A 12,696-nucleotide genomic window follows, 5' to 3' on the forward strand; every position below is an offset into this window, starting at 1 on the left:
CGGCGGCCCCGGCCAAGAAGGCCGCTCCGGCCCCGGCGGCCCCGGCCAAGAAGGCCGCTCCGGCCCCGGCGGCCCCGGCCAAGAAGGCCGCTCCGGCCCCGGCGGCCCCGGCCAAGAAGGCCGCTCCGACCGCGAAGGCCGCCGAGCCCGTGAAGGCGTGACGGACGGCGGGCGGGCGGTCCAGGCCGCCCGCCCCGCCCCGATCGCAAGAGTCAGAGAATTCCTCGGAAATTCCGAGGAGCGCAATGGGGATGAAGCCCGTCGCCTCGGCGGCGGGCTTTTCTCCTCGGCTGAAAGGAAAGGCCAGCGAAGATGCAGGCAATCACTCTGTTCACCTCCAGGTTCCAGGGGTACCGGCCAGGGCAAGGCGTTCCCGTTCGCATCACCCGCGGTGCGCCGCGATTCCGGCTGCCCTACCAGATCACCCACACCGTGGCCGAGCTGGCTCCGGCAGCCGCCTACTTCCACCGGCCCCGGCCAGAGTTCACCGCCAGCTACCGGGCGGACCTCGCGGCACTCGGAGCGGCGCGCATCGCGGAGCGGCTGGGGCGCATCGCCCAGCAGGAAGGGGAGCAGCGCCTCGTGCTCCTGTGCTTCGAGGACCTGGCGAAGTCGGACGTGTGGTGCCACCGTCGGATCTTCGCCGACTGGTGGCAGGACGTCACCGGGGACCAGGTCCGCGAGCTCGGGCCGATGGCCGGCCCCAGCCCCTACGAACAGGGCACCCTCCTGTGAGTGGGCGTCGGAGCTGGCTGGAGTTCACCCCCGAGGAGTTCGGCCACGAGGCGAAGCCCGTGCAGCTCCTCTTCGTGGCGGACGACGAGCCTGATCCGATGGGTACCGCCTCGCTGATCGAAGCACCAGACGACCGTAAAATAGGGTGCACGACTCGAAGCTGAGCTAGACGAACTGTGCTAGGTTCCAGCACAACGCCCGGTCCGGACCTCACCCCTCCGGACCGGGCGTTTCCACGTTCACGTCCGGAGGAGGACCGATGTTCCAGGGCACGATCCCCGGTCCGATGCGCTCGATCGTCCGCGAGACCGCGCAGCAGTGGCCGACCGGCCCGGTCTACATCCCGTGCTGCGGGAACTTCACCATCGAGAGGTCCCTCTCCAGGATGGGCTTCGCCCTCCACTCCTCCGACGTCTCGATCTATACCACCGCCATCGGCCGCTGGCTCACCCGTCAGCCCGTCGGCATCCGTCTCCGCGACGAATCCCGAGACCAACTTGGCTGGCTCGCCGACTCGCTGGACGACGGGATCGGCACCGTCGCCACCCTCATGCTCGGCACCCGCTTCCTCGCCTCCGTCGACCGCGCCGGGCTCTGGCACCAGCGGGTCGTCCACTCCTACCGGGAGCAGTGGCAGGCCAAGCACGCCGAGACCACCGAGAAGCTGAGCCGCACCGACCTCCAGCTCGCCTCCTACCAGGCCGAAGACGTCCGCTCGTGGCTCCAGACGGTCCCCAGCGACGCCCCGGTGTGCAGCTTCCCTCCCTTCTACGGCGGTGGCTACGAGAAGCTGTACGAGCCCCTGAACACCCACTTCGACTGGGACGCCCCCGAGTACGCGCCTCTGTCGGACGACGACGTGGTCAGCGTCCTCGGCGCGATCACCGACCGGCCCTACTGGCTGACCGCCTCCAACCACGACGTCGAGGAGCTGCGCCCGCACCTGCGCGGCGTCATCAAGGCCACCCCGCGCGCCGCGCCCTTCTACGTCTACGCCTCCAAGGCACCGACCCGGATCGTCGCGCCCCGCCAGCCCATCGAGCCCGTCACCGCGCCCCGCCTCCGCAAGGGAGAGCAGATCGAAGGGCCCCTGACGCTGTCGCTCTTGAAGCCTGGCCAGTTCAACGCGCTGCGCTCCCGCTACCTCAACCCCCGCATCGCCCCCGGTGCCGCGAACCTCGCCGTCGCTGTGAAGGCCGGCGGCCGGATCGTCGGCGTGTTCGCGATGTCGCCCAGCAGCTACACCCCCGACGAGGCGTACCTCCTCTCGGACTTCGCGGTGGCCCCGACCAACTACCCCCGCCTGTCCAAGCTGGTCGTCCTCGCCGCGACCAGCACCGAGGCTCAGCTGCTCTGCCAGCGCGCCTTCTCCCGCCGCGTCCGCGCCGTCTCCACCACGGCGTTCAGCAACAACCCGGTGTCGATGAAGTACCGCGGGCTGCTGCGGCTGACGAAGCGCGGTCCCTCGGCCGACGACGCCTGGAAGTTCCAACTCCAGTACCAGGGACCGATGGGCGGGCACGACCTCGCCACCGCCTTCGCCACCTGGACCGAGCGGTGGGGCACCCCCACCCCCAACAACCCGGAGACCCAGCCATGACGGTCCTGCCCGGCCAGATCTACGCCGCCTGCCACCCGATGGACGAGGGGCGCCGCATCCGGATCGAGTCGCACATCCCCGGCCACGCCACCGCCACCGTGGTCGACGCCGACACCGGTAAGCGGCCCAGGTCGATCCGCGTCACCGTCCTCCACCCCACCCCCACCACCCGGACCGGCCGCGCCCGCCGCTCCGGCTACGCCCTGGAGAACACCCCGTGACCGAACAGCTCGCCCCGCCCCGCTACGTCGAAGGCGACCCCCGGGAGCTGACCCTCCTCGACATCAACGCCCGGTTCATGCCGCACGAGCAGTTCCGCCGCCTGGTCGAGAACATCACGCAGGACGGCTGCCTCACCTCCACCCCGCTCGTGTGGAACGACGTCGACACGGGCCGCCGCATCGTGCTGTCCGGCAACCACCGCACCCTGGCCAGCATCGAAGCCGGCCTGTCCACCATCGGCTGGCTGGAGATCACCGAGCCGCTGCCCCGTCAGCGACAGATCGCCCTCCAGCTCTCCCACAACGCGATCACGGGCCAGGACGACCCGGCGATCCTCAAGGAGCTGTACGAGGAGCTGGAGGCCGTCGAGTGGCGGCAGTACAGCGGCCTGGACGACAAGGCGTTGGACCTCCTGGAGAAGGTCGACGTCACCGGCCTCGGCGAGGCGAACCTCGACTTCGCCAGCGTCCAGATCATGTTCCTGCCGGACGAGCTGGAGCGTGCCGAAGCTGCCTTCGACGCGGCCCGGAGCGCAGCCAGCGCCGACCAGCGGTGGCTGGCCGGACTCTCCCAGTACGAGCCGATGCTCGACGCGCTGGAGACCGCCCGCGCCGCGTACAAGATCGGCAACTCGGCGACCGCCCTGGGCGTGATCCTCACCGTGTTCGAACGCCACCTGGCGGAGCTGGCCGACGGCTGGTTCGACGCGGACAGCGGAGAGCCGACCCGCGGGGGCAACGCCCCGGTGGAGAGCGTCCTCGGCGTCCGGGAGCTGCCGGTCGAGACCGCCGCCACGCTGCGCCGGGCCATCAACCGCCTGGTCCGCGACGGCAGCGTTCCCGAGACCGAGCCGTGGCGGGCCCTGGACATCCTGGCCGCCGACCCGAGCCCGGCCGACACCCAGTAGACCGACCCGGAGGTGAGCGGTGGCCGCGAACACGGCAGACCCCTGGGAGCGGCAGGAAGGCGAGCCCACCAAGGCGTACGAGGCGTTCACGGCGTACCGCGATCAGGGCCCTGCGCGCAGTATCACGAAGGTCGCACAGGAGTTGGACAAGTCCAGGGCCCTGATCGGCCGCTGGTCGCGCTCGTATGCCTGGGTCCTGCGCGCCGCCGCCTGGGACCGCGACCAGGACAGGCTGTTCCTCGCCGAGCAGCGCCAGGCCCGCCGTGACCTGGCGCGCCGGCATGCCCGCCTCGCGCAGGCGTTCCTGTCCAAAGCAGTCGCCCGCCTCCAGACCCTCGACCCCCGGGAGCTGACCCCCGGGGACCTGCTGCGCTACTTCCAGGTCGCCGCCGACATCGAGCGCCGGGCCATCGGTGACGAACCCTCCGCGCTCCCGGAGCAGCAGGACAGCGATGCGCTGGACGCCGCGGACCTCACCGACGAGGAGCGACGAGCCCGCATGGACCAGCTGCGCCGCGAGCTGGAACGCCGGATCGCCGCAGAGGAGGAAGGCGCGTGAGCCGCCGGAAGACGACCGGGCGTTCCAGCGGGTGGGCACGCCGCCGGGGAGTGGAGGCGATGGCCGACCCGGCGGTAATGAGCCTGCGTCAGCTCCAGGCCGAGGTCGCAGCCCTGACCCGCGCGGACGACGAGTCCCGGCGCCGCTGGGCCTGCGAGCGGGCAGACTGCGACGGCCTCCCGCACCCGGGCTGGCTCCACAACCACGCCCGCGCGTCCCAGCGGCGACCGGCGTGGGCGTGGACGGTGTGGATGCTGCTCACCGGCCGAGGCTGGGGCAAGACCCGCACCGCAGCCGAGGCCGTCCGGGACTGGGCGAAAACCCCGGGGCTGCAGATCGCGGTGATCGCGAAGAACGCCACCCTGGTCCGCGACATCTGCTTCGACTCCCCGAAGTCCGGGCTGCTCGCGGTCATCCCGCCCGAGGACATCGCCAAGTACAACTCCAGCTTGGGCGAGACCACGATCCGGTTGAAGAACGGCACGCTCATCCGTGGCTTCGGTGCCGAGACCCCGGACAACTTGCGCGGCTGGGCGTTCGACAAGGTGTGGTGCGACGAGTACGCGGCCTGGAGCAGGAACACCGCGCAGAGCGTCTACGACATGGCGTGGTTCTGCCTCCGCGAAGCGGACGCCCCGCAGATGCTGATCTCCACCACCCCGAAGCCGCTGCCGCACGTGAAGCGGCTGGTCGAGCGTGGCCGCCGCCAGGAGCAGAAGCACCGCGACGGCGGGCCCGAACCCCGGGTGGTCCTCACCCGGGGCCACATGAGCGAGAACGACGCCAACCTGTCCGCCGTCGCCCGGGACGAGCTGGAGGAGGAGTACGCCGGGACGCGCCTCGGCCGGCAGGAGCTGTCCGGCGAACTGCTGGAGGACGTCGAGGGCGCGCTGTGGCAGGGCTGGATGCTGGAGGTCGAAGGCTTCCGCCAGCACGCCGCGAACCTGCCCGAGATGCAGCGCCTCGTCGTCTCGGTCGACCCGGCCACGAAGAGCCACGAGAACGCCGACATGACCGCCTTCACTGTGGCCGGCCGAGGCTGGCCGCTCACCACGGCGTTCGGCGACAACCGGCCCCGCGGGTACGTTCTCCACGCCGAACAGGACCGCTTCACGCCGACCGCCGCGATGCGCCGCGCCGCCGAGCTGTACCACCAGCACGAGGCAGACTGCGTCGTCATCGAGGCCAACAACGGCGGCGACTACCTCCCGGCGCTGCTGATGGAGGTAGACCCGACGGTGAACTGGCGGATCGTCCACGCGACCAGGGGCAAGCGGGCCCGAGCCGCGCCCGTGGCGCAGCTGTACGAGCAGGCCCGCGTCCACCACGTCGGCCCGGCCCGGTTGTACGCCGAGCTGGAGGAGCAGATGACCACCTTCGTCGGCCAGGGCGAGACCGAGGACTCCCCGGACCTCCTCGACTCGATGGTCTGGGCGATCTGGGACCTGTTCCTCGACCCAGCGATGCCGCCACCGCGCAAGACCGACGACCAGCGCCTCGTCGGCCGACGGTGATTCCTTGTGCGCGGACGGGTAGTTGGTGGATAGCCTGCCATCCGAAGGTACGACGGACAACAGGTGGGGACATGGAAAAGAGTGGCCTGATCGCCTCGGCGCAACGTCAGATGAGCCGAGCTTTGAGTGCCTGGTGCACTGGTGATAATGACATGGCGGTGCTCCATGGAGGCATTGGCACCGAACACCTACTCAAAGCACTCCTTGCCGCTCGCCACCCGTCCCTCCTTGTTGACGGCCGAGATTTCAACAGTCTTCTTCACGCCACTGGCCAGAGTGCCTCCGCCGCCTCTCCTCAGACTAAGATCAAGACAATTGGGGCTCTTGACGCTTTCAAGCGCGCCGCCGCCCTAATCAATATGCCGATCAAGGAGCGCGACCTCGACCCGCTTCTGACGGCCCGCAATGGGGTGGCGCACCTTGGAGCACATGACGACGCCATCACCCATGAGGCTCTAGCTGTCGCGGTCACCGTGGCGGACGCCGTTCTGATGGACCTCCAGGAAGAGGTGTCGGCCTTCTGGGGCTCGCGGGCAGAACGCCGCCATGACCTTGAAGCAATGCAGCGGGATGCTCAGATGGCGGTGGAGCAGGCTCTGACACAGGAGGGAGTCGAGGCTGCAGATGAGCGCCTGATGGAGGCATGGGAGGACGGCCTCTTGGAACCCATGGCCGAAGATTTTCGGAGTGAAGGCTTTCAGGCGGCTCAACTGGCAGTTTCAGTGAAGATCAGGTGTGCCAAGAAGCTTTACCGCATGCTCTACTACGGGATGACGCAGCAGGAAATTTTGAACGCCGATCTTGTGGAGCCGGAGGCGGATAGGTGGAGTGAATATGGGGAATGCCTTTCCCGGGACGCAAAGTGCCCGGTGTGTGGCACGCCGGGCGATGTCAGGGCATCCATTAACAGGCGACCTCGACGCTCCAAAAAGGGCGGAAATGGGGGAAGGGGTCGGCGTGCAGAGAATGTTTTCCCCGATTACTTTGACTGCTATATCTGCGGGATCGAACTCGACAACCGCTATGAACTCGAAGTCCTAGGGATGGCCGAGCCCTCCTCGGATGGGTGGTACATCGGGTGAAAGAAAGCAGCTTGAAGTCGATTGAGTCGGCGAAGGGAGGAGGTGCGCCGCTGGCGTGGGGCCTCGTCGGGGACTGCCCGTCACACCATCTATGGCAGTGCGATTCTCGTAGGAAATCTGGACAATTCTGAACAAGTTGAAGGAGCGGCAGAGGGAGTGTCAGCTGCCGCAACCCAACATGTGTGGCTCAACCGCATAGGCTGAGCCCTGGCGTGGGGCCGACTGCCTGGAGGGCACTGTGGGCCTGCGCTCCGTCCTGATCGACGCCTGGAGCTGGCTGAACTACAAGGCTCCGATGAACGACCGGCGCCCAGGGGCCCAAGTGTTCCCGGAGCTGACCGCCACGTGGCTGCCGGAGGAAGACCTCCGGCGGCTCGCCGCGTACAAGCTGCTCGCTGCCTACGACTCGAACCAGGCTGGCCAGCTCGCAGCCGCGACAGGGGACGACTCCGGGCTGGAGCGCCGTGAACTGGGCGATGCGTCGCGGCTGGTGGAGGCTGCGCTCGGCTACCTGCTCGGTGCGGAGCAGCACATCGTCGTCACCGGGGCCGAGCACGCGGACGACGAGGTCCCACCCGAGGGCGCCGTCGAGGCGGCGGCTGCGCAAGGGCGACTCCGCCAGTGGGCCGAAGATGAGCTGCTGCCGCTGCGGATGCAGCAGACAGAGCGCACCGCCGTTCTCAGCGGCGACGGCGTGTACGTCCTGGCGTGGGACCCCGCCAAGCTCCGCCCGACCGTGCGGAGTTATGACCCGGGCTTCTACTTTCCGGAGTGGCCGGACGAGTACGACAACGAGTTCCCGGACCGGGTTCACCTGGCGTGGGAGCTGCCGGAGGACCCGGCCCGGGGGGTGAAGGCCCGGGTGCGGCGGATCACGTGGGAGATCGCGCCCATCGAGCCCGCCGAGGAAGCAGGCGGCTCGGTGCGGGCGGCGGACGGCGACCAGCTCGACTCCGCGGGGCGAGCGGTCCGGCGGTACCCGTGGCAGCCGGAGCGCCTGTCCGGGGTGACGTGCTACCTGACCGACGCGGAGTGGCAGCTCGACGACCTCCGCCGAGGCGAGACGGTCTACAACCTGCCGCCGGCTAAGGCCCGCTACCGGACGCGGCCGGACGGCGTGGAGCTGGACCGGCTGGACCTGCGCATCGACTTCATCCCGGTGATCCACCTCAGCAACACCATCCCGCACTCGGGAGACCGGTGGGGGCAGTCCATCCTCGCCAAGGTCCTCCAGGGACTGGACGAGCTGGCGGCAACTGACTCCGACGGCTCGTCGGCGAGCGCGACGACCGGCACGCCGATCATTGGCCTTGCCGGTGCGCAGCTTCCGCGCGACCGCGCCACCGGCCAGCCCGTGCCGGTGGAGGTGCGCGCCGGTGCAGTGTGGCAGCTCGGCGAGAGCGGCCGGATGGACGCGCTCGACACCTCGCCGCAGCTCGCCGAGCTGCGTGCCCGGAGCGAGCACCTGATGGACCGCATCGCCGCGTCGTCGCGGCTCACGGCCGCCGGCCTGGGCACGCTCGACCCGTCCAACGTGCCGTCGGGGTACACGCTCCAACTCGCCCTCGGCCCACTGGACTCGCTGGTGGCCAGCATGCGGCTGGCGCGGGAGCACAAGTACAAGCTGCTGCTGCGCTTCGTCCAGCGGCTGTTCCAGGCCGGGCACGCGGAGGGCTGGCCCACCGGCGAGAGCGTGACGGCCCGGGTCGCGTGGGGCCCGCACACGCCGCAGGACCGGGCGGCCGTCCTGGAGGAAGTCGTCAAGGGCGTTGGCGCGAGCGTGATCTCGCTGGAGACCGGTGTGAGGATGCTGATGGACGCCGGGTACCCGATCGAGGACGCGGCCGAGGAGGTACAGCGCATCCAGGCCCGCGCGTTCGACGCGGCGGCCCGGCTCGCCGATGCCACCGGCGACAACGCCGCCGTTCGTCAGTTCCTGGGACTGCCCGAGACAGGACCGGACATTCCCGCACTGCCGTTGGTGACCGCAGCTGGCGGGAACGATCACTGATCGCGGACGGGGTGGCGGGAATTCAGGTGAGGGGCTGGGAGCGAGGGAAGGCGAGCGGTGTGCGGAAATCCGGCGGCGAGACAGGGACAACACTCGCTCCCGCCTTCTCGGCCACCTGAAGGGCCTCTGCCAGGTCACCCTGCCCAAGAGCTGTCACCCAGCACTCACTGCACTCGCCGGAAGTGTCATGCTTCGGGGAGCCGTTGAGGTAGCGCGCATGTACGAAGGCGTCCGTCGGGTAGTCGGCGCGAAGGACATGCCAGACGCCGTCCTGCTCCTCTGCCGGAAGTCCTGCGGCTACCTCGGGCCGCATCGGCAGGAAGGCCCGGCCAGCGTGCTGCCGGACCAGGAAGATGCGGTCGAGGTAGTGGCAAGTGCTGTCCTCTGGGGACTCGTTGGCCAGCCAATCCACGGCTTCCGCCTTGGAGCCGGGACCCCAGAGCAGTTCGGTCGGGTACTGGGTCGCCTCGTACCACGAGTCGAACTCGAACAGGTGCGGATCGCTGATGCCACCGGGTTCGTGGACGGTTCGAAGCACGATGAACTCGAAGTCGGAGTCGTCGCGGAAGCCTTGCAGGTTCTCTGCGTCCCCCGCGGCGATGTTTCCTGTGCGCGGGTCCCAACCCAGCCAGCAGACACGTTGGGGCAGCCCGGCCGGGTAGAGACGCCCACCTGGGGTCTTGTGGCCCCACAAGTGATTGATGATCTCGGCCAGGTCCCAGATGCGCTGCGTCGCTTCAATGGGGCTGAGCAGGGTGAAGCCGTTCGGGTGGGCCACGGCGTTTCGCAGTTCGCTGAGCATCTTCTCCATGCCGCGATTGCGCTGTCCTTGCAGCAGCCCGACGTGCCGAGCCCAGGTCTTCAAGGAGTGCAGCATGCCTCCACCGAACTTGACCCACTCGCCGCTCGGACCGGTCTTGACCTCGTTCCCCTTCTCGGCCTTGTACCTGTCCAAGAAGTGGTTGTAGCGGTCTGCCGGCACCGTGTGTTCCACCCCCCGGGGAGTGCGGAAGGTGATCAGCCCGTTGTGAAACGAGACGAACCTGTCCCGAAGCGCCTGTTCGAGGACCAGGAGAGCGGCGTCGCTGGCAGCGGTGTAGAGGTCGTAGCAGAGCAGCCCGTACGAGTAGATCCGCTGGACCTGCTCGAAGCGTAGCCGTGTCTCCTCCGAGACGTCGGGCGCGAGTTCGAAGCGGGTAACCGCCTTGTGGCGGAACTCGGCAGCGGCTTCCGGGCTCATCGGCCCGCCGAGCCCGCGCGGGGTGAAGACGAGCCCCCGAGGGTCGGGGGCCTGCATGTCACTGAACGTCTCGAACTCCACCGCTCTGTACCTCCTGGGCTTGAATGAACCTTGCATCATCACGCTCTGTCTCGTGAATGAGCAAGCAGTTTCGCCGAGTTGGTGAGTTCGCTTGCGCAGGCGGCGCGCCGTGGTGGCTACACTGGGCCACTGGCGCGGGGGCGCTGCTCCGGAGGACGTCCGCATGGCCCACCGCTCCCTGCCGCCCGTCGTGCCCGTCGGCTACCGCCGCGATGGCCGCCCGATCTTCCCCATCCTCGGTGCCTCGCCGGACGACCCGTCCAACGACCCGAACCCGGGCGACCCGCAGCTGCCCGCGGTTACGCAGGCCGACCTGAGCAGGCTCCTCGCGCGGGAGAAGTCGCAGGGAGCGCGGACAGCCTTGAAGAAGCTCGCCACCGACCTCGGGTTCCCGGACACCGACACCCTCACCACGTACATCACCGAGCGGCGTGCAGCAGACGAAGCCGCGCTGACCGAGGTACAGCGGCGGGAGCAGGCCGCGGAGCAGGCGATCGCCGCCGCGAAGGCCCGCGAGGAGGCCGCCGAGGCCGCGCTCCGCTCGGCACGGCTGCGCGCCGTCCTCGCTGGTGCTGGTGCTACGGGCGATGACCTGGCGGACGCCGAACGCCTGATCAGCCTCCCGGACGACGCCGACGATCAGGCCGTGGTCGACGCGGTCGCCGCGCTGAAGGAGCGCCGCAAGGAGCTGTTCGGCCAGCCCGCCGCCGCCCCGCCCGCGCCCGGCGGCGCACCCGCCGGAGGCCCGCCGCCGCGGGGCACCGGCGCGAGCACGCTGGGGGCCGCAGGTCTGGCCATGGCCAAGCGGCGCGGCCACATCACGCAGTAACCCGCCCCTCTGACCCGGCAGTCACCGGGACAACGGGACCACGCCCCTCCTCGTGGACGGCACCACCGCCCGGGTGAGTGCGAGAGACCGCTCTCACCCGTCCCCGAAGGAGGGGCCCCGCATGACCATCCAGCCGATCACGTCGAGCACGACGCTGACCGCCGACAAGGCTTGGCTCGTCGGCCTGCACGGCACCGACACGACCGAGACCGTGACGCTCGACGTCACCAAGCTCACCCCCAACACCCACTACCAGGCGTCCGCCGACACCCGGCAGCCCTACAGCCGGGTCCTGTCCGGCGTCCCCGTCGGCCGCATCACCGCCAGCGGCCTGTACGGCGCGTTCGACCCGACGGCCGTCGACGGCCGCCAGGTCCTCGCCGGCGTCGTGTACGCGGAGGCCCTGTTCTCCCCGAACTCCACCCGCGTCCCGGCCGCGCTGCTGTGGCACGGCGTCGTGCGCGCCGCCCGGGTGCCCGGGGGCATCGACCCGACCAAGGTGACGCCGAGCAGCACCGGCGCCCAGATCCGCTTCGTCTGAGAGGAGAGACCCATGACGATCCAGGACCTCGTGAAGGACATCACGGTCAACGACCTGACGACCTTCGCGCGCTCGATCCAGACCCCGGACGACTACTTCCTGACCCGGTCCGTCCTCGCCGAGACCCACGTCAACGAGGTGATGTGGCGGATCAAGTCCACGTCCCGCCGCCGCAACGCCGCGAAGTACCGGTCGTTCTCCGCGAGCGTGCCGTTCGCGACCCGCAAGGTCGCGCAGACCGTCACGCAGGGCCTCTTCCCGCCGCTGGGGGAGAAGCTGCTCGTGGACGAGCAGGAGCTGATCCTCCAGGAGCAGGCCCGCGGAGCCGACCAGGAGCGGCTGATCGAGACGATGTACGACGACGTGGAGCAGCACGTCGGCGCGATCAAGGACCGGCTGGAGCTGGCGGCCGGTGACCTCCTGGTCGACGGCAAGCTGACGCTGGCGGAGAACGGTCTGGTCACCGAGGCGGACTTCCAGGTGCCGGCCGCGAACCTGCCGGTCGCCGCGAAGGTGTGGTCCGACCCGACCTCCGACCCGCTCGCGGACGAGCTGCGGTGGATCGAGCTGTTGCGCTCGACCGGCAGGCCGCTGCCGGAGATCGCCCTCACCTCGTACAAGGCGCAGACCTACCTCGCGGGCAACGCGGCGTACCGGGCCGCGTACTACGGCTCCGTGGTGGGCTCCAGCACGCCCACGGCGACGCTGACGCCGACCGAGGTCGCCTCCGTCCGGGCCCGGTACAACCTGCCGCAGATCGTCACCTACGACGTGCAGATCGACGTGGACGACGTCGCCACCCGCGTGCTGCCGGAGAACCGGTGGATTCTCCTGCCCCCGAACCGGGACCGTTTCGGGCAGACTCAGTACGGCACGACCGCGCAGGCCCTCGCCCTGTCGCGGGGGTCGAACCCGCAGATCGTCCGGGAGGACGCGCCTGGGATCGTGGTCACCCGAGGTGCCCAGGACGACCCGGTCCAGATCTGGACCGCGGGCCACGCCGCCGCGATGCCGGTGCTGTACACAGCGGACGCCTACGTCTGCGCGACGGTGCTGTGATGGGCGGCCGACTCGCCGCCGCGGTGCACATCGAGCACCCGGTGAGCCACGAGCGCCTGGTGCTGGAGCCCGGCACAGAACCGGAGGCTGAGGTGGCCGCGCTGATCACCAACCCGGCGGCGTGGGAGGGCGGCCAGCCGCCCGAGCCGGAAGGGGACGGTGACGCGGAGCCCGAACGGGAGGAAGAGCCCGAAGCCGAGCCGGAGTCCGAGCCCGAGCCGGAGCCGGAGCAGGAACCAGAACCGGAGCCGGAGTCCGAGCCGGAGCCGGCCCGCCGCTCCCGGAAGCCCCGAACCACTGCCTGACCCGACCGGCG

The 12,696-nt window shown here is 69.7% G+C and carries 13 protein-coding genes; 12 read left to right on the forward strand and 1 reads right to left on the reverse strand.

Features of this window, described 5'->3' with window-relative positions:
• Positions 1-312 precede the first annotated feature (312 nt).
• The 8 genes from ACWD4U_RS29755 (at position 313) to ACWD4U_RS29790 (ending at position 8,630) form a co-directional block, all read left to right on the forward strand.
• Positions 313-735, forward strand: a complete 423-nt coding sequence (locus ACWD4U_RS29755) for a DUF488 family protein (protein WP_363452255.1) — start codon at positions 313-315, stop codon at positions 733-735.
• A gap of 259 nt (positions 736-994) precedes the next feature.
• The gene (locus ACWD4U_RS29760) at positions 995-2,335 is read left to right on the forward strand and encodes a putative antirestriction adenine methyltransferase (RefSeq protein ID WP_363452257.1); all 1,341 of its coding nucleotides are present in this window, start codon (positions 995-997) and stop codon (positions 2,333-2,335) included.
• Entirely contained in the window at positions 2,332-2,556 is a 225-nt protein-coding gene (locus ACWD4U_RS29765) for a hypothetical protein (RefSeq protein ID WP_363452259.1), read from the forward strand. Before ACWD4U_RS29760 ends, ACWD4U_RS29765 begins: the two co-directional genes overlap by 4 nt.
• Positions 2,553-3,464: a ParB N-terminal domain-containing protein gene (locus ACWD4U_RS29770; RefSeq protein ID WP_363452261.1), complete on the forward strand. Its 912-nt coding sequence runs from the start codon at positions 2,553-2,555 to the stop codon at positions 3,462-3,464. The genes ACWD4U_RS29765 and ACWD4U_RS29770 overlap by 4 nt, the downstream gene beginning before the upstream one ends.
• Positions 3,465-3,483: 19 nt before the next feature.
• Complete coding sequence (locus ACWD4U_RS29775) at positions 3,484-4,023, forward strand: hypothetical protein (RefSeq protein WP_363452263.1); 540 nt, start codon at positions 3,484-3,486, stop codon at positions 4,021-4,023.
• Positions 4,024-4,100: 77 nt separating this feature from the next.
• Positions 4,101-5,537, forward strand: a complete 1,437-nt coding sequence (locus ACWD4U_RS29780) for a terminase large subunit domain-containing protein (RefSeq protein ID WP_363452265.1) — start codon at positions 4,101-4,103, stop codon at positions 5,535-5,537.
• A 71-nt stretch (positions 5,538-5,608) separates the two neighbouring features.
• Complete coding sequence (locus tag ACWD4U_RS29785) at positions 5,609-6,619, forward strand: hypothetical protein (RefSeq protein WP_363452267.1); 1,011 nt, start codon at positions 5,609-5,611, stop codon at positions 6,617-6,619.
• A gap of 238 nt (positions 6,620-6,857) precedes the next feature.
• On the forward strand, positions 6,858-8,630 hold the full coding sequence (locus ACWD4U_RS29790) for a hypothetical protein (RefSeq protein WP_363452270.1): 1,773 nt from the start codon (positions 6,858-6,860) through the stop codon (positions 8,628-8,630).
• Positions 8,631-8,652: 22 nt separating this feature from the next.
• Here ACWD4U_RS29790 and ACWD4U_RS29795 read toward each other — a convergent pair whose 3' ends face one another.
• Complete coding sequence (locus tag ACWD4U_RS29795; protein ID WP_363452272.1) at positions 8,653-9,951, reverse strand: hypothetical protein; 1,299 nt, start codon at positions 9,949-9,951, stop codon at positions 8,653-8,655.
• Positions 9,952-10,114: 163 nt separating this feature from the next.
• Here ACWD4U_RS29795 and ACWD4U_RS29800 point away from each other — a divergent pair, with 163 nt between their 5' ends.
• The 4 genes from ACWD4U_RS29800 to ACWD4U_RS29815 all read left to right on the forward strand — a co-directional run bounded on the left by ACWD4U_RS29800 (position 10,115) and on the right by ACWD4U_RS29815 (position 12,685).
• Positions 10,115-10,780: a hypothetical protein gene (locus ACWD4U_RS29800; RefSeq protein WP_363452275.1), complete on the forward strand. Its 666-nt coding sequence runs from the start codon at positions 10,115-10,117 to the stop codon at positions 10,778-10,780.
• A 121-nt stretch (positions 10,781-10,901) separates the two neighbouring features.
• Positions 10,902-11,321 (forward strand): head decoration protein, encoded by a 420-nt coding sequence (locus ACWD4U_RS29805; protein ID WP_363452280.1) that lies wholly within the window; start codon positions 10,902-10,904, stop codon positions 11,319-11,321.
• Between the two features lie 12 nt (positions 11,322-11,333).
• Entirely contained in the window at positions 11,334-12,380 is a 1,047-nt protein-coding gene (locus tag ACWD4U_RS29810; protein WP_363452282.1) for a major capsid protein, read from the forward strand.
• Positions 12,380-12,685, forward strand: a complete 306-nt coding sequence (locus tag ACWD4U_RS29815) for a hypothetical protein (RefSeq protein ID WP_363452283.1) — start codon at positions 12,380-12,382, stop codon at positions 12,683-12,685. The genes ACWD4U_RS29810 and ACWD4U_RS29815 overlap by 1 nt, the downstream gene beginning before the upstream one ends.
• Positions 12,686-12,696 lie beyond the last annotated feature (11 nt).

The organism is Kitasatospora sp. NPDC002522 (assembly GCF_053595195.1).